At 42.8% G+C, this 24,685-nt stretch carries 19 protein-coding genes and 1 pseudogene; 2 read left to right on the top strand and 18 right to left on the bottom strand.

What is annotated here, in order from left to right:
• Nucleotides 1-423: pseudogene (locus G588_RS22995) on the top strand (hypothetical protein); the annotation flags it as partial.
• 838 nt (nt 424-1,261) lie between these two features.
• Here G588_RS22995 and G588_RS23000 read toward each other — a convergent pair.
• The 6 genes from G588_RS23000 to G588_RS21505 all read right to left on the bottom strand — a co-directional run bounded on the left by G588_RS23000 (nt 1,262) and on the right by G588_RS21505 (nt 11,101).
• The gene (locus tag G588_RS23000; protein WP_051139927.1) at nt 1,262-4,399 is read right to left on the bottom strand and encodes a flagellar hook-basal body complex protein; all 3,138 of its coding nucleotides are present in this window, start codon (nt 4,397-4,399) and stop codon (nt 1,262-1,264) included.
• A 160-nt stretch (nt 4,400-4,559) separates the two neighbouring features.
• Entirely contained in the window at nt 4,560-4,991 is a 432-nt protein-coding gene (locus tag G588_RS0109020) for a TIGR02530 family flagellar biosynthesis protein (protein ID WP_022778411.1), read from the bottom strand.
• Nucleotides 4,992-5,030: 39 nt separating this feature from the next.
• The gene (locus tag G588_RS21500; protein WP_022778412.1) at nt 5,031-5,711 is read right to left on the bottom strand and encodes a flagellar hook capping FlgD N-terminal domain-containing protein; all 681 of its coding nucleotides are present in this window, start codon (nt 5,709-5,711) and stop codon (nt 5,031-5,033) included.
• 65 nt (nt 5,712-5,776) lie between these two features.
• Nucleotides 5,777-7,288, bottom strand: a complete 1,512-nt coding sequence (locus G588_RS0109030; RefSeq protein WP_022778413.1) for a flagellar hook-length control protein FliK — start codon at nt 7,286-7,288, stop codon at nt 5,777-5,779.
• Nucleotides 7,289-7,380: 92 nt separating this feature from the next.
• Complete coding sequence (locus G588_RS22490; protein ID WP_155830775.1) at nt 7,381-7,641, bottom strand: hypothetical protein; 261 nt, start codon at nt 7,639-7,641, stop codon at nt 7,381-7,383.
• Entirely contained in the window at nt 7,616-11,101 is a 3,486-nt protein-coding gene (locus tag G588_RS21505) for a carbohydrate binding domain-containing protein (RefSeq protein ID WP_022778415.1), read from the bottom strand. Before G588_RS21505 ends, G588_RS22490 begins: the two co-directional genes overlap by 26 nt.
• 168 nt (nt 11,102-11,269) lie before the next feature.
• Between G588_RS21505 and G588_RS0109045 the strand changes: the two genes are divergently transcribed.
• On the top strand, nt 11,270-12,034 hold the full coding sequence (locus G588_RS0109045) for an AraC family transcriptional regulator (protein WP_022778416.1): 765 nt from the start codon (nt 11,270-11,272) through the stop codon (nt 12,032-12,034).
• Nucleotides 12,035-12,188: 154 nt separating this feature from the next.
• Here the strand turns inward: G588_RS0109045 and G588_RS0109050 are convergent, their stop codons facing one another.
• The 12 genes from G588_RS0109050 to G588_RS21510 all read right to left on the bottom strand — a co-directional run bounded on the left by G588_RS0109050 (nt 12,189) and on the right by G588_RS21510 (nt 24,681).
• Nucleotides 12,189-13,139: a hypothetical protein gene (locus G588_RS0109050; protein WP_022778417.1), complete on the bottom strand. Its 951-nt coding sequence runs from the start codon at nt 13,137-13,139 to the stop codon at nt 12,189-12,191.
• The gene (locus G588_RS0109055) at nt 13,140-13,607 is read right to left on the bottom strand and encodes a flagellar export protein FliJ (protein WP_022778418.1); all 468 of its coding nucleotides are present in this window, start codon (nt 13,605-13,607) and stop codon (nt 13,140-13,142) included.
• A 13-nt stretch (nt 13,608-13,620) separates the two neighbouring features.
• On the bottom strand, nt 13,621-14,976 hold the full coding sequence (gene fliI / locus G588_RS0109060) for a flagellar protein export ATPase FliI (protein WP_022778419.1): 1,356 nt from the start codon (nt 14,974-14,976) through the stop codon (nt 13,621-13,623).
• A 1-nt stretch (nt 14,977) separates the two neighbouring features.
• Entirely contained in the window at nt 14,978-15,871 is an 894-nt protein-coding gene (locus tag G588_RS0109065; protein WP_022778420.1) for a FliH/SctL family protein, read from the bottom strand.
• Complete coding sequence (gene fliG / locus G588_RS0109070; RefSeq protein WP_022778421.1) at nt 15,864-16,904, bottom strand: flagellar motor switch protein FliG; 1,041 nt, start codon at nt 16,902-16,904, stop codon at nt 15,864-15,866. Before fliG ends, G588_RS0109065 begins: the two co-directional genes overlap by 8 nt.
• 105 nt (nt 16,905-17,009) lie before the next feature.
• A complete protein-coding gene (fliF, locus tag G588_RS0109075; protein WP_022778422.1) occupies nt 17,010-18,626 on the bottom strand; it encodes a flagellar basal-body MS-ring/collar protein FliF in 1,617 nt (538 codons plus the stop codon).
• A 210-nt stretch (nt 18,627-18,836) separates the two neighbouring features.
• A complete protein-coding gene (gene fliE, locus G588_RS0109080; protein ID WP_022778423.1) occupies nt 18,837-19,178 on the bottom strand; it encodes a flagellar hook-basal body complex protein FliE in 342 nt (113 codons plus the stop codon).
• Between the two features lie 52 nt (nt 19,179-19,230).
• Nucleotides 19,231-19,683 carry a flagellar basal body rod protein FlgC gene (gene flgC, locus G588_RS0109085; protein ID WP_022778424.1) on the bottom strand — a complete coding sequence of 151 codons (453 nt, stop codon included), beginning with the start codon at nt 19,681-19,683 and terminating at the stop codon, nt 19,231-19,233.
• 31 nt (nt 19,684-19,714) lie between these two features.
• Nucleotides 19,715-20,110: a flagellar basal body rod protein FlgB gene (flgB, locus tag G588_RS0109090; RefSeq protein ID WP_022778425.1), complete on the bottom strand. Its 396-nt coding sequence runs from the start codon at nt 20,108-20,110 to the stop codon at nt 19,715-19,717.
• 239 nt (nt 20,111-20,349) lie between these two features.
• A complete protein-coding gene (codY, locus tag G588_RS0109095) occupies nt 20,350-21,129 on the bottom strand; it encodes a GTP-sensing pleiotropic transcriptional regulator CodY (protein ID WP_022778426.1) in 780 nt (259 codons plus the stop codon).
• Between the two features lie 166 nt (nt 21,130-21,295).
• Nucleotides 21,296-23,410 (bottom strand): type I DNA topoisomerase, encoded by a 2,115-nt coding sequence (gene topA, locus G588_RS0109100; protein ID WP_022778427.1) that lies wholly within the window; start codon nt 23,408-23,410, stop codon nt 21,296-21,298.
• A 116-nt stretch (nt 23,411-23,526) separates the two neighbouring features.
• A complete protein-coding gene (locus G588_RS21510) occupies nt 23,527-24,681 on the bottom strand; it encodes a GGDEF domain-containing protein (RefSeq protein WP_022778428.1) in 1,155 nt (384 codons plus the stop codon).
• Between the last annotated feature and the right edge of the window lie 4 nt (nt 24,682-24,685).

Consider the following 24,685-nt stretch of genomic DNA (forward strand, 5'->3'; position numbering starts at 1 on the left):
ATTGCAGATATCAATCATCCCGCTGTAAGAGAGGCAATACGAAGCAATCCTTTTCTTTTAGATCTTTATAAGGACGTTGCCAAGTTTTCAGAGAATCATGAGGTTAGAAAAATGATAACTAATGAAGAACTTGAAATGCTTACCATAAATAGTTATAAGCATCAATTCAGAGAAGAAGGCCTCGCCGAAGGACGTGAAGCCGGTCTTGCTGAGGGTCGTACAGAAGGCCGTGCAGAAGGCCGTGCAGAAGGCCGTGCAGAAGGCCGTGCAGAAGGCCGTGCAGAAGGTGAAAGCCATATAAGTCTTGTATACAAATGGCTCCTTGATTCAGGACGCAATTCCGACATGGTAAAAGCCCTTGATGATCCTACGTTCAGAGAACAGATCTGTAAAGAATACGACGAAGCAAACAAGCAAACCTAAGCATTTTCATATGCCTCGACTCCTTGAGTCGAGGCTTTTTCTATCTTCATAAAATCTCCTCTCTCCCCCAAACCAGCATGGACATGGTGTGGATAAATCCGACATCACTTTGATTACACTACAACACCTTAACGATTATTTAAATTTAATATTCCCACTTGTCAATATCTCAAACGGGAAACATTTTTGTTTGTTTCTAATATCCGTACACAGCTCCATTAGAAGAAACTACGCAAGGCGGTCCATGAAAATGTTCGTAAAATTCATCGATTTCGGTTCTATGGAAATGAGACCTATGAAATGCGAGTGCCTATGCACGACCATTTCATGCCCAGGGCTCATTGCAATGCCCAGAACCGTGAGATGCATTTTTATGAATATTTCCAGGAACCGCCCTGCACATCTAAACTTCCCCCCTTCATAAAAAGTAGCATGGACATGGTGTGGATAAATCCGACATCACTTTGATTACATTACACCACCTTAACGATTATTAAAATTTTAATATTCCCACTTGTCAATATCTCAAACGGGGAAACATTTTTGTTTGTTTCTAATATCCGTACACAGCTCCATTAGAAGAAACTACGCAAGGCGGTCCATGAAAATATTCGTAAAAATTCATCGATTTCGGTTCTATGGAAATGAGACCTATGAAATGCGAGTGCCTTATGCACGACCATTTCATGCCCAGGACTCATTGCAATGCCCAGAACCGTGAGATGCATTTTTACGAATATTTCAGTAACCGCCCTTCATAATCCCCCATGGAGCGTCCGGGTATCCACCAACACAAAAATTCCCCGCTGCCATAGACAACGGGGAACCAAAATCTTAATTATCTCTTAAGGTTTGTAAGCTCCTCAAGAAGTGTGTCGGATACGGTGATAATACGGCTATTGGCCTGGAATCCACGCTGTGTCGTAATCATCTCCGTAAACTGTGACGACAGATCCACATTAGACATCTCCAAAACACCCGTACTCATATAACCACCATCAGTTGTAATATCCTGAATAGTTGCCTCACCTGAGTTAAGTGATGACTTATACAGGTTATCTCCTTCCTTGGTAAGACCTGAAGCATTAGCAAACTCAGCAGATGCAATCTGTCCAAGAAGCTTAGTCTGTCCATTTGAATAGGTTGCAAAGATCTGTCCGTCTGTAGAAACTGTAACACCATTCATCTCACCTACCGCACGTCCGGTATTAAGAGACTTCTTGTCACCCTTAACAGCCTTGATCGTAGCTGAACCATTGGTGTTGTAGTTGGTTACTGTTGAGAAATCAAGCTCGATGGTACCTTCTTTTGCAATCTCATCCTTATCATTCTCATTCTTAACCTGGAAACCAAAGGCTTCGTTTCCTTCATAGAACACTCTGTCCTCTGCGAAATACATGCTAACCTTCTGGTTATCTGTATTTCCGTTAGCAGAAATGATCTTACCTGTTGCTGAATCGAACAGAAGTCTTACTGTCTGAGAACCTGTTGAAAGTCTGATACTTCCGTCTGTAGGATCGATCTTATATGTACCGTCTGTACCATACTGTCTTGCGTCGCTATCGGATAATCCATATACATCCCTAAGAACTCCGGCGTATCTGGTTGTTCCTGTTGAAAGGAGATCCTTGATATTTCCTGAGATCGGGATAGTTGCATCTGTTCCGTCGAGGTTTTTATACTTACTTGTTCTGTTCTTATTCTTTACCTGATATCCATCAGATGCATTTCCGTCTGTGTAGTAATTGTTTGTATCGATGCTTATAGGATCTGAGGGCTTGGAATAAGAAACTGAAAGCTGTGATGCATTGATCTTAACGTTATAGTTGATACCTGCATCAGAATATTCGCTCTTATCAAGGTTGAAAACTGTCTGAAGCATGTCTTCATCAAATTTGCTTATATCAGCTTCAGTCTCATTGAAGTAATAGCCGTAATCTCCGGCTGCGCTTGTGTTCCAGAGGATGTAGTTGGGAACATCAAGTGAATAACCGTTAGTTGTTGCTGTAGTTACAGGATTAAGGTTGAAGGACTTGGTGATCTTATCAGCTTCTGTGTAAGCTCTGGTAACTATTGTCGTAGGTGTTCCTGTTAAGTTCTCAAGCTTGAAATTTTCTGCATCGCTGCCGTATTCAGCTTTTAAATCCTGAAGAAACTTGGTTGCTGCGATTACATTTTTTTCTTCCTGACTTCCCGGTGTAATTGTATTTCCGGTCTTATAACTATTCAGGTTGGTCTGCATTGTAGTGATTGAATACTCTTCGTCTTCAGATATTGAAGAACCATTTATAGCATCGAGGGCAGTCTTGATAACTGTAATATTGTAAGGATATGTACCAGGTGCATAGGGTGTTCCGTCTACAGTGTACTGTTCAGTAGTATCCAGATCTTTTATTGTATGATCGTCAGGATCAGCTGTCTTTGACAATGTGGCTTCTCCTGCAGGAAGATATTCAATGTTGAGGGTCTTTCCATCAAATGAATACTTAAGTCCTGAGGTTACATCAGCGGGAAGAACATCCTCGAGTCCGCTAAACTGAGTCTTATATGCAAGAAGTGTGTTACTTGTGGTATTTGTAAGGCTCTTTTTTGTCTCAAGTGCGAGCTTGTTATAGAATGTGATCTTATCACTTGTTGAGCCATGCTCAAACTCGTAGTTGTAAGCTGCTGTTGCATATGCGGAAACATCGGGATTAAATACTTTGCTCAGAGTCTTCTTGGAAAGATCTGCTGCTGATTCGGGAGCTTCTGTCTCAGGAATGGCACTGTAGATCACAGTATCGTTAGGGTCATTGGGAATATAGTAATTAGCCTTGGCATTTACATTGCTCTTATACTGGAAATTTGCGTTAGCGTATGCGTAATCATCCTGCCAGTTCCTGGTAATTGTAATGGATCCGTCAGAAGCAATGCTGTAGGTTGAAGTTGTTGAAATTCCCGAGAACTTAGCCTTATCTTCAGTTGTCGAAGGATTAAGGAGCTGCTTGTCTGTTATTCCGTAGCAGGTCTCAAGAAGTCCTGCATACTCTTTTTTACTATAAGTTGTTGATAAGATATCTTTCAGCTGACCCGTCTGAGGAACAAATGCTTCGTTGAAAAGAGCTGATCCTGAAGGCAGGTAAACAGTTGTCTCTTCTGTTGTATTATCAGTCTCAACTTCGTATTTTTCCTTGTTAAAAGCCTTAATATCGTTATCTGTAGTCTCAACGCTTCCGAATTTTACTGATGCAAGTCTTTCATCACCGATGGAAGTTCCGTTGGAATCAAGGATGTCCATCAGCTGAATTGAAAACATGTGATCGTTAGGATCCTCTGTATCTTTAACGTTGAATTTTGCTGTGTAGAGATAGCCCTTGTTGTCGTAGAACTCAAGAGTTACTGTCTTTCCTTCGTCTGAATTGATGTTCTTGTCGTTGTCATCAAGGTTTCCACTGAAAAGTCCCTGAGTTGTTGATGCAGGGCTATAGGTTGTATTGTTGGCGCTCATGATCTGAAGATTTGAGAGCTCGCCGTTTTTATTGATTGTGATCTCACCTGTCTCAGGATCTTCAACTGCATTCCAGCCCATTACGAAATAACCGTTTGACTGCATTGCCAGGTTGCCGGCACCGTCAATGTAGAAGGAACCGTCACGGGTGTAGAGGTTTTCTTTACCGTTATTTACTACGAAGAAAGCCTTACCGGTGATCATGATATCAAAGGGGTTATTTGTTGTCTGGGTTGCACCCTGGGATTCGATTGCGGTGTTGATAGCACCTGATTTTGCACCAAGACCAATCTGGCGGGCATTCACACCACCCTTTGTAAGGGTTGCGCCGGATGCTGACTGTGTGGTCTGATACATAAGGTCTGAGAAAGTGATAGACTGTGATTTAAAAGATGTGGTGTTAACATTGGCAATGTTGTTACCGATAACGTCCATCTTAGTCTGGTGGGTCTTAAGTCCTGCTACACCAGAATAAAGTGATCTCATCATAAGGCAGTGTCCTCCATCAAATATGAAACGATCTTGCGATTGATTTTGGACGAATGCGTGAATTGCTTAGATTAAGATGCTACCATCTGTCAGTCAGGTAGCTGAGATTTCCTAACACCGGCAGGAACTTCTGCCTTTCCGGTCCTTCGGGCCAATCTGCTTAAACAATCACTGCACCGTCTATATTCGTAAATATGTTATTTTTAGTCTCTGTCTGGTCCATTGCTGTAACCACTGTGTGGTTTGGCACGTTCACTATAAAAGCCAGCTGGTCCACAAGAATGAGCGAATCTTTGATGCCCTTCTGTGATGCCTCTATAGTTCCCTGGTTAAGTCTGTCCATCTGATCCTTCGTCAGAACTATCTCTCTGTCGTTAAGTCTGTTTGCTGCGTGCTTGGAAAACTTTAACTCTCCCGTGCTGATATTATTATCGGCATTTTCCCGCACTTTATTTAGGATAGATGCAAAAGAATTTTCACCTACCGGAAGGTTTTGCTGCGTATTCTTTTTCTCTGCTCCCGTGACAGAACCGGTCTTGATCTGATCCTGGACCTGTCCGATGGACATAAAGCGATGATCATCTATAGTCATCTGTTTTTTCCTCCATCGTTAATAGTTGTTTAAAGCGTATTATTCCTCTATCTTGAAGCTCCTGTAATCGTCTCCTCTGATCTCATCAATACGTGCTACATACTGCTTCAGAGCTGTTAAGTAGTTAGGATTCATCATGTTGCGTGCCTTCTCACCCATGAGATTCATGTAGTAGTTGTACATGGTATCAATTGTAAGGCCATGCTCTTCGTCACTGATCTCATCCAGGTTGGAAGGAAGCTTGTCGATAGCCTTCTGGAAATCTTCAACAGCCTTGATCGCATCTGTGTAATCCGTATCAAGTACTTCCGTAACATCATCGATTGAATAATTGGTACCGTTGATGTTAAGGTATGCCTTGTTTCCGCTGAAGGTAACGTAATCTACAACGCCCTCAACCTGAGTGGACTCACCGGTATCGGCATTGGTCTGGGTGATCCTTACGGTCTTTCCTACCATCTCAGATGCTCTTGAAAGGCTCATGGCGTTGGCCATGTTGCTGAGCTGCTCAACCTGAGTAAAAGTAGCGTACTGATTGATGTATTCCGTGTTGGATGTAGGCTCAAGAGGATCCTGATACTTCATCTGTGCTACCAAAATCTGCAAAAAAGAATCCTTATCATAGCCGGTAGGCATAACGTTTTTATTCTTAGTAGAATTATCGAGATTTTGGACTTCGCCATTCTTAATAATTGCACTTACTGAATTTTGATCTGCCATATCTTTCACCTTTTTTCTTTATGCAGGAAAGAGCTTGTTACGGCTCCTTCCTGCGATTTTAACTGTTATGCACTGAAGTCGACTGAGTTTCCGTTCATTGCCATCATCTGAGCTGCGATTCTCTCTGCTTCCGACATTTCTTCCTCTTCAGCTTCGCCGATCTCCGTCAGGTTAATTCTGCGAAGACCCTTTTTACCACTCTTGGTATTTTCCTCAGGTTCGTTACCTCGGTCCTGCTGCTGAAGGTTCTGTTCAAAAGCGTGTGATGCGATCGTAACTTCAATTGATGTTACCTTAATTCCCGCTTCGTCGAACTTCTGCTGAAGCTGTGTCATCTGAGCTTCAACCGCCTCTTTTACAATTTGGTTCTGTGCTGTAAACTTGGCTACGATTCCTTCCTTGGAACTGGTGAGCATGATGTTCACATTTCCAAGAGATGCGGGATGGAGTGAGAGCTCCATTGTGGTCTTATCCTCTGTTGCCATGATTGATATCTTTTCCGTAAGCTGTCTTACGATATTCTCCATCTGAGCTCTGTCCGTGTAAGAAAGAGCTCCCGTAGCCTGTACATCTACCGCTTCTGTTATGTTGTTTACAATCTGGTTAAAAAGATTTGCAGATTCAGATCCGCTTTGGAAATTCTGCTTACCGCTGTCAGTGCTGCTCTTCTGAGTGCTTACTACTGTAGCGATTTCTCTTTCCTCTGTGGTCTGTATATCTTTGAATCCCTCAGACTGTGATGCTTTGGTTTCTTTGTTATCTGTAATGGGTTTTGGATCAAGGTCCACTTTCTTGTGCGCTGTTTCTATGAGTTCCTCATCTACTTTGTTGGAAGAATCCACATGAGATTCGAAAGTCTCTTTGAAAGTCGGATCCTTAACAACTTCTCCAAAATCCTCTTCTGATAGGTCGAACTCATTCATAAGTTCGCTCTTCATACCTTCCGCACCCTCCATGAGGTCCTGCAGTGAAGTATATATATCAGAATCTGTTATGAGGTCCAGGGCTTGTTCCTGACCGCCTGCTGCTGTAACCACCTGCTGTAGATTCTCTGTACTTAACAGATCTACAAAGGTTAATCCCAGAAGCTCCATTACGTTTATCAGCTCTTCTTCCGAGATATCAAGCACATCGGTAATCTCTTCAGCGAGTTCTTCTCCTGCCTTCTCAAGCGCTTCTTTTAAGTCGTCTCCGGGTTCAGCCTTATCTTCCTTCTGAATATTGCCCTTACCATCTTTTGTAGTCTCTGTGTTTTGTACCTGTTTGTTATCGTCTTTAACTACAGTCTTCTTGTAATCATTATTAAGAGCTTTATCAGTTGTATCAGTCTTAGTCTGCGTAGTTTCCTTTACTTGAACATTCTGCTTGGTATTATCCTGTGAGATATAGACTTCTTTAGCCGTATCCCTTGATCTGTTCTGAATAACCACATCCGATATCTGGTTCAGGATTTTGTCAAAACTTGCAGCTGCCTTATCGGCATTGTTCTTCTGACTGATATTTACGGAAGAATTGGTGGCAGCCCCGGTCATGTAGGTCGTGATCATAGCACCTACATTCGTAGCTGTACTACCCATTCTGTTTCCTCCTTTTTTCAAGGTGCAGGAACTTTTCTGTATATCCAGCTTATACACATACTCAGTCCATAATTCTTCACTCAATATATCGGCTAAAATCCCCAATACTTAACCTCTCTCGCCCCTAAATTTCCCTCCTCAAATTTTCGCATTTTTCCTATATAAACCATACTCTTCCTCATACTGATTACTATCTTCATCCATATTCCTACCATCCTAATTCCCCTCCTCATCTCAAACCTCATATCTATACTCAATAAAAAGTCCACTAATTGAGAAAGGGGCAGACCCGGTAAAGGTCTGCCCCAAAGGGGGGTATATGAAAAATCATTTAATGAGAATGCCGTTTTCATCGAAGGAATAATAACTTCCCCACTTCTTAATCGTCTCGTTCCTAGCAAGTACTCCATCAGCCTTAGCATAATACTTCTTCTCGCCATCAACCTTAATCCAGGTCTGTCTCTGTACTGATCCTTTCGCATTGCTGTAGTAGAGATCATCACCAATACTAAACAATCCTGTACGAAGCTTGCCTTCTTCGTCATATGCGTAGGTGCTGCCCCACTTCTTTACAAACATTGACTTAGCAATCTTACCATCGTTGAGTGCGTAGTAAGTTCCATCCTCTAATCTGATGTAATCACATCTTACCATTGAACCGCTCTTTTCCTTGAAGTAATATGTTGCTCCGTTAATCTCGCGGAATCCGGTAAGCTTATTTCCATCAGCATCTACATAGTAGGTTGAACCCCACTTTGTAATAAGTGTTCCTTCTGGCTTCTCTGGCTCAGTAGGTTCTGTCGGTTCATCACCGGGCTGAGGATCAACAGGCTGATCAGGATCTGTAGGATCTTCAGGTGAAGGCTCCTCAGGGTCTGTAGGATCTTCAGGATCTGCAGGCTGACTGGGATTTTCTTCTTCAACTTCCTCAAGTACGATGTTATCGATATATACATCATGCTTCTGAGTAATTCTTACGCCGTCAACTGAACCCATTGTGATGTTGAATCTTGACTTTGTATCTGTAGGTGAATTCATTGTGAACTCACTTGTAAAGGTCTTGTACTCATTGCCGATCTGAACAGAACCGGTGTTGCTGTAGTTAGTCCAGCTTCCCTCAAACTGCTGCATGCAATACTTAATAGTCCTGTCGATACTGGACTTAGCCATGAAGGAAAGTCTGTAGGTCTTGCCCTGCTCAAGAGTAATTCCATCCTGGTTGAGCTGTACATACCAGTCATTATCAGCTGTATCTGATACTGTATCTTCGATAGTGATAGCAAATGCATTGTCATTACCGTTCATGCTGTCAATCACATAATTAGCAGTAACAGAATCATGAATATAAGGTGAGAATCCTGCAAGTCCTGCATTAAAGGAACCGTTCTTGATAAGTGCAGCCTCTGTGAGGAATACGTTATCAATATAGTATGTTCCTGCCTCATTGAAATGGAATGCTACATATGAAGCATCTCTGTCTTTATCTTCTGTGATATCAAGCTTCTTTGCAAAGCTGCTGTTCTCAGATGTAGCCTTTGCTTCAAAAGCATTGCCGGCAACATCAACTGAAACGCTTCCGTTACCCTCTTCGCTTCTGATATCAAAGCTTAACTCATACTTGCCTCTTACGATAGGTGAAAGCTTGTTCTGAGCTACTTTAACAGTCTGTCCCTTAGGAACTGTAACCTTAAGCTCTCTCTTACCGCCTGCATTTACAACTGAAACGTACTGAGCATCCTCTTCGCTGATCTCCCAGTATCCAAGTCTCTTATCGCCCTGATCAAAAGCACCGTTGTATACATAGTTGCCATCAGGTCTTACTGTCTTAAGATTATCTTCCTTAACCTCTTCACCGGACTTGTGTGTAAGTCTGATATTTGAAAGAGCTACAGCAGCTGTGCTGCCAAGCTTACCAAGATTGAACTCAAGACATCCGTTTACGTCACTCTTCTCATTCATTGTGAATGTAAGAGTATAATTCTTTTTCTCTTTAGAAAGAGATACATTTGTATCCTGCATATATCTGATCCAGCTTCTGTCAGGACCTTCTACATCTACAACAATATCTCTGTCTTCTGTAGCATAAGCATCAAAGCTAAGTTCATACTCCCAGCCCTTGTGCATAGGAATTCCGGGTTGCTTGAGCTGAATGCTGTAATTCTGTTCTCCGACTACGGAAGGGGTAATAACGATTTCGCCGTTGTTGATAGCAAATTCTGTACCTTCTGCGTCACTCTCAAGGTGAAGCTTGAAGTTGTCATCAACATCTCCCTCAGCACCTTCAAAAGTAATAGCCTGTGAAAAATCACCGTTAATTACATAGTTACCTGTCTCATCAGCTTCTCTGAAGCTCTTCTCAACCTTCTCAGGTCTCTTGGCTTCATTCTCAAGTCTCTCATACTCTTCCTGAGACTTCTGATATACTCTTACATAATCTACTTCGAACTTCTGCTCGTTCATTGCTTCGTAAGCAGCCTCATCAGGGAATCCAACCCAGCTGCCACCTACTGCAAGGTTAAGGATAACGTAGAAGTTCTGATCGAAAGGTGCAGGATAAGTTACCTGATTATCATCATCGGTTCCTGTGTACCAGTCGTTAGTCTCAAATACCTTCTCGCTGTCAACATACCATGTGATAAGTCCGGGCTCCCAGTCAACTGCAAATACATGATACTCATCAGCGTAGTTGCTGTCCTTAAGTACATTGAAGCCCTGATTCTCCTTGTGTCCTGTTGAAGAATCATATCCATAATGGATGGTGTGGAAGGACTTGCTGACATTCTGTCCCATTACTTCCATGATGTCGATCTCACCACATCTTGGCCACTGTCCATAGAAGCTCTCGTTAGTAGCCATGAGCCAGAAAGCGGGAAGATATCCTCTTCCTACAGGAACCTTTGCTCTTGTCTCAAATCTTCCGTAAGTAAAGTCATGCTTACCCTGGGTTGTGATACGACCTGATGTGATCTTTCTGTCTGAAGCTGCGCTTCCGCCCTGGCTGCCGCCGAAGGCTGTTGCAGTAAGAGATGCAACAGATCCGCCATACCAGTAATAATTGTTATTGGGATCAAGAATTGACAGCTCGATCTTTCTATCTACATCTGCTGCAGCCTTAAGTGAAAATCTGTAGCTATGTCCTGCCTCAAGACTAACTCCTGACTGCTGAATCTGAATGTTCCAGTTAGCATCACCGGCGCTTACTACATTAACCTTCATGCCCTGTTCAACATATTCAATAGTTCCTTCACCGGGAGCATTTGCACCAAATGACCAATCTGAAGCTAAAAGCTCTGCATCATTATCAGCGCCTTCTGTAATATCCTTAAGTGAAATATCTGATACAAGAATTGTACCGGGAGCCTGTCCCTCTGCTGTATCATCGATCTTACCGAAATTAACCTGAATAGCACCTGTTGAAGTGGCCTTATTCTCAGGAACAGATATATCAAATGAAATATCTGTCTTAACTATTTCTACCGCCACCTCTTCCTCGGCATTTTCTTCCTTGGTCTCGCCGCCTTCTACATGGGGCTTGATCTTAAGTGTGCCTTCGCTTACCTCGATATTGCCCTCATCAAGAGCAGTGTATCTCTGAAGTTCATTGTTAACCCATCCGGGTTCGTGCTGTTCTACGTTCCAGTCATCGGTATTCAGTGTGTCCCCATCGAATTCCTCTGACCATACAAGGCTGTAACCATCGTCGCCTTCCTGCTGTTCCTCCGCCTTAACAGACTTGGTAAACGCAGTCATGTTGAAAGCCATTGCCATGGACAGCGCCACAGGCAAAGCCCTCTTAAAAAATACTTTCTTCATACCCATTCTCCCTCGTTACTCAAAACAACTCAGTATATTGTTCCTTCGAACATGCACTATACTACCAAACGCCCATGGAAACATATATCAAATGGATTGAAAAAATAACATAATCTTGACATTTTATGCTAAAATAAAGTCATGATTTTGCTAAAAAAGGATTGTATTATGGCCTATAAAATATATTCAAATAATGATCTTTATAATAATGATGATAACTTCGTGCACAGACAGCAAAACGATGAGCTTCTTTTCTACAGCCAGGTTGTGGAAGGCGATATCGATGCGATAATGGAGAACTGCCGACAGCACCGCTTTCTTGACAAAGAAGGTGTCGGCATTTTGTCAAAAGATCCTGTAACCAACCTTAAATACCATTTTGTTGTAACCGCCGCCATTATGTCCCGTATCTGTATTGACGGAGGAATGGACATGGAGGATTCCTTCAGGCTGAGCGACTACTACATTGGACAACTGGATTATATCCAGAGCGAAAAAGAAGTTGAGCTTCTTCATAATAAAATGATTCAGGATTACACCAAAAGAATGAATAAGCTCAAAAATACCAAGGCACTGTCCAAGCCGGTATCAGATTGCCTTAGTTTTATTCACAGCCATATAAAAGACAGGATTACAATTGAAGATATTGCAGATTATACAGGGAAATCCATTAGTTATATTTCAAGACTTTTCAAGAACGAAATGAATATCGCAGTCAGCGACTATATCAGAAAGGCCAAGATAGATAAGGCCAAGAATATGCTAAGATACAGCACTGTTCCGCTTGTGGAGATTTCTTCTTATCTGTCCTTCTCTTCTCAGAGTCATTTTATTAAGCTGTTCAAAGAAGAGACAGGAATGACTCCCAAGAAGTACAGAAGCCAATACTACGGTACCGGTTGGCAGATATCGAGCGAAGAGGCGGTGGAATGATAAAAGTGCCTGTCCCCATTAACAGATAAAGGTGCCTGTCCCCATCAACAAACTGTGAACAACATAATCTTCCGGTAGTTTAAGAAGTTCACAATTTGTTAATGGGGACAGGCACCTTTATCTGTTAATGGGGACAGGCACCTTAGCGCTATCGTCATCCAGTCACCTTCGTCGACTTCTGCTCCAGCGCATTAGGCTCCAGGAGCTGAGTCAGCTTGGCTGCATTTGGTTTCTCCATAGCAGCAAGCACATCGGCACGATTCTCTATAGTCATCTGAGCCAGTATCCTGGCAACCAGCTCAATCTGATTCTCAGATACCATCTCATCAAATATCTTCGCACATTGCTTAGCCTTCATACCCGAATAGGTCTTGGCAAAGGCCTGAATAGCAGCTTCATCCAGCTCATCCTGCTTGATCTTCTTGTACAGTTCAGCAGCTGTATCGGGATCGATCATCTCATAATATGAAGCAAAGGCTGATGGATCGGGAGAACCTTCACCATATACGATACTGTTGTAAAAAGCAGCTCTTTCTTCATAGAATTCCTTTTGCTGTTTTTCAAAAGGAGCAAGTCTCGTAACTTCTGCTTCCAATCTCTCAATTGTGGCGGCGTAGGTGCTGTTCTGTGACATTTCTTCACCAAGAACCTTCTCAAGGCTGCCAATATATGCCTTGGCATCTTCCAAGGTATTGATGCCGCCAGAAGACCCTTCAGAACTGTAATCCGAAATAAGCTCCGCCTGCTGCGCCGGCTGAGTAACACCTCTGGCGCTGTCAGGAAGAATCAGATTAAGCCCGGGCACATCCTTAATAAGCGGTGCCAGGATGTCAGATCCGAAGCCTCCCACATCAAGCTTTATCAAAAGGGCCATAATTGCAAGCCAGATAAGAATGATCAGGAATGTTATAACAATAGTAGCGAAGCCGCCGGCGTTATCGCCGTTGATCTCCGCTGTTCTGTCCGCAAATTCCTGCGCCTTTTCCTTCTGCTCTTTTCTCTGTTCCTTTAATTTTTTCTGATATTCTTTTTTATCCGCCTTAAGTTTCGCTCTGGCGGCCTTGGGGTCCTCCGGTGGTGCCCCCATTGATTTTATATCAGCCATTTACTCCTCCGATGCATTTTCTCTCTGTCTTTTTGTATAAGTAAAACTGGTTCTTTGATCGGTCTCTTTTGCTTCTTCCTGCTTCTCTTCTTCAAGATATTCTGCAAAAGCCCTGTCTCTCAAAGTCTCCTGCATCTTTCTTTCCTGAATCGCCCTGGTGAGGCGAATTCTGACTTTTTCAACTTCCGCCTCCTGTTTCCTTACGATTTTAAGCTGCGCAACGATCATGGAATCCATCTGAGCGGTAGCATACTGATTATCAAGTATGTCCTGAAGTTTGAGGCTTGCTTCATTACGAAGTTCCTCTGCCTCCTGAAGATACTTTTCTTTTCTGTCCACATATTCGTTCAAAATATCAATCTGGCGGTTAAGCTCAGCCTGGGCCTCGGCAAATTCCATTTTGATCTGGCCTTCGGTCTTTTGCTTGATATTAAGAACGCTCTGCATTCTGTAAACAAATCTTGCCATAGGCAATACCTATTTAATCATTAAAAATATCAAGAAGCATGCCTCGTATCTGTTCAAAAGTAAATTTCTCATCAGTCTCCTGCATCAAAAAGGCATTTACTCTTTCAATTTTGGATACGGCATAGTCAATGTTCTTGTTGGCGCCAGCCCTGTATGCTCCGATATTGATCAGATCTTCTGCATCGTTGTAGGTTGCAAGAACGTTTTTGAGCTTACCCGCAGCTTTTTTGTGCTCAGGATCCGCAATGGCTGACATACATCTGGAGATTGAAGCGAGTACATCAATCGCCGGATAATGGTTCTTCTGAGCAAGCTTACGATTGAGAACGATATGTCCGTCCAAGATACCACGGGCTGTATCGGTGATAGGCTCGTTCATATCATCACCGTCAACGAGAACTGTATATAGTCCTGTTATTGAACCCCTCCTGGATCTGCCGGCTCTCTCAAGGAGCTTGGGCATCTCAGCATATACACTTGGCGGATATCCTCTTGAAACGGGCGGTTCTCCGCTGGCAAGCCCTATCTCCCTTTGCGCCATAGAAAAACGTGTAAGGGAGTCCATCATAAGAAGTACATCTTTGCCCTTATCTCTGAAATATTCTGCGATAGAAGTGGCTGTCTTGGCAGCCTTAAGTCTCTCAAGTGCAGGCTTGTCGGAAGTAGCACAGACAACTATGGACCTCTTCATACCTTCTTCTCCAAGGTCACGCTCTATGAATTCTCTTACTTCCCTTCCACGCTCTCCGATAAGAGCAATTACATTTATATCAGCCTGAGTATTTCTGGCAAACATGCCAAGAAGTGTGGATTTACCAACACCGGAACCTGCAAAGATTCCGATTCTCTGGCCCTTTCCAACGGTGAGAAGGCCGTCAACAGCCTTGACACCAAGGGATAACACATCAGAAATAGGATCCCTGGTCATGGGATCCGGTGGCTGATTCTCAACCGAATACGCAACGCCGCCTTCAAGTGCAACGCCTTTACCATAGCTGGTGCCATCGATTCTTCCAAGGCCGTCGAGGGTCTTACCAAGAAGTCCCTCTCCCACATTCACACGAAGCGGAGAATCCGTATTCTCCACAATGCTTCCGTTGCCGATACCGCTTATATTCTCATAGGGCATCAACTGAACGTGATTGTCTTTGAATCCAACAACTTCTGCCATGGAAGGTCTTACCACTCTGTCAGTGAGGTCATCATCCTTTTTCTTGGGATAAATAAGGCAGATATCGCCAAGCTTGGCAGATGGACCCGCAGACTCTATGGTAAGTCCTATTACGTTCACCACTTTACCCGACATTCGGTAAAAGGGGGCGTTTTGCATCTTTTTGTACTTTGCAAGATCAATTGAACTGTTTAACATATCATCTCTTTTTTCTGTCAAAAGAAAGGAGTTTCAGCTTTCTTGATACTTCCGAGAGCTCAACTCCCAGACTACAGTCAAATACTCCGCTGTCGGACTCTATCATGCATTCGTTTTCCTTAAGAAGCGGATCTTCAATGATCTCCATAGTTGTATTGGGAGATGTAATACAGGCATCTATTGCCTCTTTCTGGTCCATGATCTCATCATAATCATCGGAGGATACATGAACGATCAGGTTATTTCCGGGTTCGATCCTTGAGAGGGTACTCTTTAAGAGATGAAGTATTATCTCTTTATCCTCTCGAAGATCAACGTTAAAAACATGTTCGTAGATCTGTGTAAGAACATCCACCATCTCAGGTTCCAGCTCATCCACAAGGGCCTGGTACTCTTTTTCCAGATCTCCTCTCTGGCTTTCTATCTCAGCCTTCAAGGCTTCGGCAGCCATAACCCCCTCCTGATAGCCGGCATCATATCCTTCCTGTCTGCCGGACTCGATGGCCTGCTGTCTGTATTGTTCTGCATCAGCCTGAGCCTGCTGAATGATCATATCAGCCTGTTCCTGGGCCTGCTGAAGCTTAAAATCAATCTCAGCCTGCATGGCCTCCATATCGAATTGATTGTCATTACTCTCCTGAGGTTCGGAAAAATCCCCCAGCATGCTCTGATCTTCAGTAAGCTGCGACAGCTGCTCCATCTCTATTCCGGGGATAAAATCATCTCCGCCATGGCCCTCTTCATAGCCCTCTTCTTGAGCCATCTGAGCCCTTTGACGCTTGATCTCCTGCTCCCTGGCGGCTTCTATTTTTTTATTGGCCAGTTCGTTACTGTCGATAACACGTTTTTCTGTGTCGTCATAGTTCACGAACATTCCTTTAAAAAGATTAGACAACTAATTCATCACCTCCGCCTCTGGAGATTACGATCTCGCCGGAATCCTCAAGCTTTCTGATAACATTAACGATCTTCTGCTGTGCTTCTTCAACATCCTTCATACGTACAGGTCCCATGAAGTCCATATCTTCCTTGATCATGGAAGCAAGACGCTTGGACAGGTTGTTGAAAATTGCGTTCTGTACATTCTCGGTAGCACCCTTAAGCGCAAGACCAAGGTCTGCGTTCTCAACTTCACGCAGCACTCTCTGAATGGATCTGTCGTCCAGAAGAAGAACGTCCTCGAATACGAACATTTTCTTTCTGATCTCGTCTGCAAGCTCCGGCTCTTCGATTTCCAGAGTTTCCATGATATGTTTCTCTGTCGCACGATCGACGGTATTGAGGATCTCTACTACGGCATCTACACCACCTACGATAGTGTAATCCTGGTTTACAAGGGATGATAGCTTTGATTCCAACACTTTCTCTACTTCCTTTATTGTATCCGGACTTGTACGGTCCATGGCTGCTATACGCTTGGTAACGTCCGCCTGTCTGTCCGGTGGAATCGCTCCAAGTATCATGGCACTCTGTGCAGGTGACATGTAGGACAAAATAAGAGCGATAGTCTGCGGATGCTCATCCTGAATGAAGGTAAGTATCTGAGAAGGCTCGGTCTTACGGATAAACTCAAAGGGCTTAACCTGAAGTGAAGCGGTAAGCTTACTGATAACGTCAAGAGCTTTGTCCTCACCAAGAGCTTTTTCAAGCAGCTCTTTCGCATAGGTAATACCACCTTCCGCAATATACTGCTGCGCAAGGCACACTCCGTAGAACTCCTCAAGAACAGCCTCTTTTATCTGAGAAGTAACACTTCTGGTATTGGCAATTTCCAGGGTGAGCTCTTCAATCTCTTCATCCTTAAGATGCTTAAATATGGCAGATGATTTCTCCGGCCCAAGGGCAATAAGGAGAATCGCTGCTTTTTGTGTTCCTGTAAAGTCGGCAATCAGGGAATTGCCGCTCTCCATTTCAGCTGTTGGTTCCATATATTAATCCCCACATATTGAATAATTTACTATGGTGATATATGCATGATTTTATAAATCAAACAATTTGTGCAAGCACATTGTTTAGTTTACTCATTCCGAATATCACCCATAGTCTTCGTTCAGCCAGTTACGAAGTAGTGTCGCTGCTGCTTCAGGATTCTCCTCAACAAACTTCTCGATAAGTCTCTTGGTCTCGGAGCCGGTATCCATCTCGATATCTTCAAGCACTTCTTCAGGCTGGGATTCAAGGAGCTGTTCAACAGAAAGAGGCTCGGGTTCGGGCTCTTCTTCCTGCTTCTTGGAAGTCCACATGCTTCTTACGATGATAAATGCAAGAAGTCCAAGGATAATAAGGATCATCACGATCTGAAGAATATCGGTAAGAGTGATGTTCGATCCTGTTCTATCAAAATAGATATATTCCGTATAAGCCGCCATAGCTACATTTTCAGCTGAAATGCCGGTAGCCTTGGCAACTACATTGATCATCTCTTCGGGGACATCTTCTTTGACAGGCTCTGAATTGGCAACCTTGTACTCGTCCCAGGTCATATTATTGTTGTCGGCGGCTTTATAATCTTCCTCTTTTCTTACCACATAGTTGATAGCGGTGACGGATATGGAAGACTTGTCGTATTGAACAGCGCCGGGATTGTTTTCTTTTACAGTAATCTTCTCGTTAGGAAGATAATCTCTTGATTCCTCAGTGATAGTTGAGGAGGAATTGGTATTGTCCTGAGTCACATAGGTAGTCTCATCGCCCTCATTGGAGTCTGTTCCGGGAATACCGCTTACTCCGTTGACATTCTCTGCATTGTAGATATTCTCGTGACTGAGAACGCCCTGGGTCTGTCCGTCAGCAGGTGTATACTGATGATCTGTTACCTTCTCATTGGAGAAATCCATAACCAGATTGCTGGCAACTTCGACGTTGTCATAGAGCTTGGTTCCCAGAAGAACTTTTCTTACTTCTGATTTAACCAACTGCTCCGACTTGGCCTTAAGTGATAACTGCGAGCTTGCCATACCGGCCATTGTAGTCTCTTCACTACCGGTAAAAAGCATGTTGCCTGCTGTATCAAGAATAGTAATGTTATTGGTAGTCTTATTTCCGACAGAATTGGCAACCGCCCTTGCAAGGTAAGCTGCGTTATCCTCATTAAACTCAATCGTATCATCGAGAGTCAGAAGCACGAACGCAAATGCTTCCTCTTTATTTCCAATGAGTGTTCCGTCATTATCGGGAATATTAAGCTTGACCTTAGCAGTCTTAATAGCATCAAAAGTACTTATGAAATCCTGCTCAAGCTGGCTCTCAAGGTATTTTACATATTTTTTCTGTTTATCTGATTCTGTTGTGGAGAAGCCTCCGTTAGTTACATTTTCAAAGGCATAGCTATAAGCCTGGATATCATTGGCTTCAAGGAGAAGACTCGTCTCTCCTCTGTCTTTTTTAAGAACCCTGAATTCCAGTCCGTCCTCTGACATTTTGTAATTAACTGAATTTGAATCGAGAAGTTCTTTGATCTGGGCAGCTTCCTTGCCGGACTGTGCCGTGGTCAAAAGAACATACTGAGGCTGGTTGAGCACTGTAACCAGAATGATCACAGTAAGCAAGATAACAGCGCCGGCTCCAACGATAAGACGTTTCTGGCCCGCGGTAAATTGATTCCACCAGTCGAGGATTTTTTGCCATATGGCCCGTAATCTTTCAGGCATTTATCTCCCTCCCCTAAAAAAGCATACTTCCACTACGAATGTCCCACTATGAATGTCGCGATATACGCAGAACTCCGCTTACGCTTTCGTTCTGCTACGTACACTCAGAATCCGCATTATCATGCTACTTCCTCGTGTACGTTCGGCCATTTCATAAACAAAATTTTATGTGCAAGCACAAAAATCATGTTTACTCATGCCCTATATAGCTCAAATCTGCATCTGAGTCAGTTCTCTGTATGCGGACAGAGCCCTGTCACGCACTGCAATGGTATACTGAAGAGCTGTCTGGGCCTTCTGAAGTGCAATAGACAGGTCATGAGTATTATCTGTCTGTCCCAAAGCCCATTTGATCTCTTCGTTCTCGGCATCCGACAGATAGGCATTGGTAGTATTGATATTCTCCACCGCCTGATCGAATATGAATTTGAAGGAATCGTTCCCCTCTTCCTCCTTGCCAAGAACATTGTATACTCTGCTGTTGGTTTTCTCCGCGTTGCGGATAACCTGCGAGGATACATTTCTAAGTTGCGAAATATCCAGTGATGCCATAATTTAATCTCCCAAATTCAAGGTCCCTTGTGAAAGACCTGTAAATCATTTGTTATGAGTTACCCAGTTCCAAACCACGTGTAGCCATACTCTTACTGGCATTAAAAGCTGTTGCATTAGCCTCATAGGAACGGCTGGCGTCAATGAGGTTTGTCATTTCAGTAACAGTATTTACATTAGGATAAGTAACATATCCATTCTCATCAGCATCGGGATGTGACGGATCATATACGATATTCATTTGTGTCCAGGTATCGTCCCTAACCTCCACAACCTTAACGCCCCTGCCGGAATAATGATCCAGCTTTTCATTAAGGATTCTGGAAAATGGAGTCTGTGTGCCCTTCTCTGCGAAGGTTACAACCTTTCTGATGTACGGAGATTTGGCTCCATCCTCAGTTCTTGTAGTATTGGCATTAGCGATATTCTCCGAAATAATGTCCATTCGAAAACGCTGCGCCGTCATACCTGATGAGTTGATATTGAAGGAATCAAAAATACTCATGGGCGTGCCCTCCTTGAAACATCATCAAATATTATGATGACTTTGATGCGGCCTGCAGGTTGGCGAATTCATTTTTGAGTCCTGCCATAAGACCCTGATATTTAACCTGGTTAGCTGCAAGGGTGACATTCTCCGTATCGATATCCACGTTATTCTTATCAAGTCTGTAGGAGAAATTGGAATAATCGTTGACTACTCTTGGCTGCAAATGCTTGTCTTTAAGATCTGCGACTTTGGCATCCATAGTTTTGTATCTGGAATTGCCAAGAGCCCTCTCAAGTTCATCCTCGAAATTGAGGTCCTGTCTCTTATAACCGGGAGTATCGACATTGGCGATATTGTTGGCAATGATCTCGTTTCTCGTCCAGGAGGCATCGGCAGCCTTGTCGAGAACATTGATATAATCAAACACATTGCTGTTTATCATAGTCCCTCCATTCATTACAACTAAACATGGACACTCTATCTTATTATATTAATGATAAGATTTTTTAATGAAAAACACAAGGGTTTTGCACTTTATATTGTGTTTTTATGAGCGTCTTACTACAAAATATACACTTGCAATCTTCGAATAATCAAAAAGGGATTTATCAACTTAATGATAAATCCCTTCATCAATGTCACATCCTGATAATAATTCATTTCAATATTATTGTCGGCTGTTTACATCTCTTGCTTTAGCTTTTTGATTTCGTTAAATACAACATCGTTGGTTACCTTGATGTAGGTTCCCTTCATTCCGGAAGATCTGGATTCTATGACTCCTGCGCTCTCGAATTTCCTGAGGGCATTGACAATTACACTTCTTGTAATTCCCACCCTGTCGGCAATCTTACTGGCAACCAGGACTCCTTCCATTCCGTCAAGCTCTTCGAAGATATGGATGATAGCCTGCATCTCCGAGAAAGAAAGTGTGCTGATAGCTGATTTAACAACCGCAAGTTTTCTACTCTCCTCGGCATTTTCCTCATTTACAGCCCGAAGCATTTCAAGCCCCACCACTGTGGTTCCGTATTCACAAAGAATAATGTCATCTATATCGTAGGGTGCCTCGGTTTTATAAATGAAAAGTGTACCAAGTCTCTCCCCTGCGATTTCGATAGGAGTTATGATCGCCTGGAATTTGGAAAAATCAATTCCTTCAAATCCAAGGGTCTCCAGATTAACATTCTCTTTGGTGGAAAGAATTGTTAATAGCCTCTCGTTCAGCATTGGGTCGATAAAAGAACCTACATTGTCAACAAGCAGATCACTTAACGATTCCACGTTGGCACTTTCACCAATGCCCAAGACTTTACCCTTTTTGCTTATAACAAACATATTAGAGGATAATATGTCGCATAAAACTCTGCAGATATCGTTGAATACGACCTTGCCCGAATTACTATTGTGAAGAAGTTTACCAATTTTTCGGGTCTTATCCAGTAGCTGTACACTACTCATTGCATCTCTCCTTTAATTTGTTATTTCCCCTGTGTTATAGTTATCGAAATATCGCTAATAAAACTACTACACTATTGTTATGATAGCATAAAAAAATAGGCGCTTCAAACAATAAAGCGCCTACAATTATGAAAAAAAGCTTAATTTATCTAAAAATTTAATATATTCACTCTTCTGTCTTCTTTTCAGGCTTGGCTTCAACATGACCGCATTCCTGGTTAAGACATACGATCTTGTTGCCCTTAGCTGCCATAACGCCGCCGCAAACAGGGCACTTCTTGGCAACGGGTCTTGCCCAGCTCATGAAGTCGCAATCGGGATTACCGATACATCCGTAATAGATTCTTCCCTTCTTGGTGCGCTTCATCACAATATCTTTGCCACACTTAGGGCACTCAACACCTATTTTTTCAAAATAGGGCTTGGTGTTCTTGCACTCAGGGAAACCGGGGCAAGCAAGGAATTTGCCGTGAGGGCCGTACTTGATTACCATGTTTCTGCCACAGTTCTCGCAGATCTCATCGGTTACTTCATCCTGTACCTGAACCTTCTCAACCTCTGCCTCAGCAAACTTGACAGCCTTGTCAAGATCGGGATAGAAATTCTCAATTACAGTCTTCCACTTAACTTCACCCTCAGCGATTCCGTCCAGAAGCGCCTCCATGTTGGAAGTGAAATTAACATCAACAATCTGAGGGAAAGCATCATTCATCATCTTGTTTACAGCCTGTCCAAGCTCTGTGATGAAGATTGCCTTGTTCTCTTTGGTTATATAATGTCTTGCAAGAATTGTTGAAATTGTAGGTGCATAAGTACTGGGTCTACCGATTCCAAGAGCCTCAAGGTCATGAACCAGTGAAGCTTCTGTGTAGTGAGGAGCAGGCTGAGTGAAGTGCTGAGCACTGTCAAAGGACTCGAAGCTAATCTTGGTATTGGTATCAAGATTCTTCATGAGAACATTTTTCTCAATCTGATCATCCTCATCAGTGTATACATTCAGGAATCCATCAAAAACAGTCTTGGACGCAGCTACTGTAAATCTGTGCTTGCCTGCGTCAATCTTGACTGAAGTTGTTTCATATTTGGCAGCCGCCATACGGCTTGCCATAAATCTTCTCCAGATCAGCTGATAGAGTCTGAACTGATCTCTTGAAAGATAATCCTTGACCATTACTGGTGTATTCTCAATGTAGGTAGGGCGAATTGCTTCGTGAGCATCCTGGATCTTACCTTCATTCTTCTTGGCTGTTGCGCCCTCTGACAGATACTTATCGCCAAAGTTCTCAGTGATATATGCATTGGCTGCAGCTACTGCCTCATCGGACACACGGGTTGAATCGGTACGAAGGTAAGTAATAAGACCTACAGTACCCTGCTTGCCAAGCTCAATTCCTTCATAGAGCTGCTGTGCAACTCTCATAGTTTTCTGAGTTGAGAAGTTAAGGCTCTTGGAAGCTTCCTGCTGAAGTGTTGAAGTTGTAAAAGGAAGCGGAGCCTTCTTGGTTCTCTCGCCCTTCTTAACATCGCTTATCTGATACTTGGCACCCTTAAGCTCCTGGCAGATCTTCTCAAGCTCTTCCTTGTTCTTGATCTCTTTTTTCTCACTGCCTTCACCATAATAGTGAGCAACAAGAGGTTTCTTCTCACCCTCTGCCTTAAGATTAACATCAAGTGTCCAATATTCACTTGGAATAAAGGAATCTATCTCTTCTTCTCTGTCAGCGATGATCCTGAGTGCAACAGACTGTACTCTTCCTGCACTGAGGCCTCTCTTAATCTTAGCCCAGAGAATAGGTGAAATGCTGTATCCAACCATTCTGTCAAGAACACGTCTTGCCTGCTGAGCATCAACAAGATTCATATCGATGTCTCTTGGATGCTTCATTGCTTCCTTAACAGCGTTCTTGGTAATTTCATTAAAGGTAACCCTCTGCACCTGTGCATCAGCCTTATCAAGCTTAAGCGCTGTAATAAGATGCCAGCTGATTGCCTCACCCTCACGGTCCGGGTCGGTTGCGAGATATACTTTGTCAGCCTTCTTGACCTGCTTACGAAGCTCTGCAAGAACGTCTCCCTTTCCTCTTATGGTAATATATTTGGGTTCATAACCGTTCTGGATGTCTACCCCCATCTGGCTCCTTGGAAGATCTCTGACATGTCCGTTGCTGGCTGCAACCTCATAGCCTGTTCCCAGGAACTTCTTGATAGCTTTGACCTTGGTAGGTGACTCCACGATCAGAAGTGAATTTTTCTTTGAACTTGTTGATTTACTTGTAGCCATTACTGATTAATTGCCCCTTCATAAAAAATAATTGAATTAACAAATGTGATTTTCGGTCACTTTCTTATTAATATACATTTTTAAAGTTTTCGTCAAGCAATTATTTTTCAAGGCCTTTAAACAGTTGCCCTTCTTCTGTCCTTGAGATGATGTGACAGCTTTTCCTCATACATGCGTCTGTCTATGGATTCCATGAACTCCTTGACCTTCATTCCGCTATCTTTATCGTATACAAGAGCGCCCGCACTTACGGAAAGATTCATCTCTTTTTTGTTGCTCCAATCAATATCTGCAATAGATTCCTTGACATTCTCTATTCTTCTGTCGAGTTCATTGGTGTCATTGATCCTTGTAATTACACAGAACTCATCTCCGCCGAATCTTCCAACAATGTCATTATCATCAAAGCTTACTCTGAGTACTTCCGCAATACACTCAAGAACTTCATCACCGGCCTTATGTCCGAATTTGTCATTGATGGTCTTGAAGAAATCTACATCGATCATAATTGCAGCAAAATCCCTGTCCTGAGACTGTGATATGGCATTTCTCATAGCCATGTCAATTCCTCGTCTGTTAACAACTCCGGTAAGATAATCCAGGTTAATGTCTCTACGCTGAACATAGATAAGAAGTATCATGCAGGCAAAAATGGTTGCAGCATACTCAAGATTGATATTGTACAGCATTACCTGCAGAAATCCGCCTATTGCAATAATTAGCGGGAAAGTAATTATAGGAAGTCTGTAGCTTCTGATTATTCCACTTCTGAACACCAATACATATGCCATTACCGCCAGGCATAAAACCACATGTGTGATACCTCTTGGAATAAACAAAGGTCCTCTGTTGTAGATACCGTCTGTATAGTAATAAAACCAGCCTTTTGAAAAAACAGCTGAAAACGTAACTAGAACAAGATTAATAAATGCATAAGCTTCAAGAGGTATAATAAACATTTTCCTCTTTTTCTTATCTGCATATATCGTGTAACAATCAATATATTTAAGCGCAAACAAAAATCCAAAGGGATCCAGCGCAAAAACGCCGTAAGAAGCAATCATCTGCAGTATTATGAAATGGCCGCCAAGAGCTATTCCTATGTCCCCAACAGCGGAAATACCCACAAGCACTGCAACCAGTCCAACCAGTCTGATAAATGCCTTATTTGAGCGTGATTTCTTATCGTTCTCCTGGAAAAGAAGAAGCATCACAGCAAGAAACAACGTATAGATATTTAATACAAATCCCCCATTTGACAACAACAGCATATTT

The sequence above is a fragment of the Butyrivibrio sp. AE3009 genome, assembly GCF_000420845.1.
In the GTDB taxonomy this organism is placed as follows: Bacteria; Bacillota; Clostridia; order Lachnospirales; family Lachnospiraceae; genus Butyrivibrio.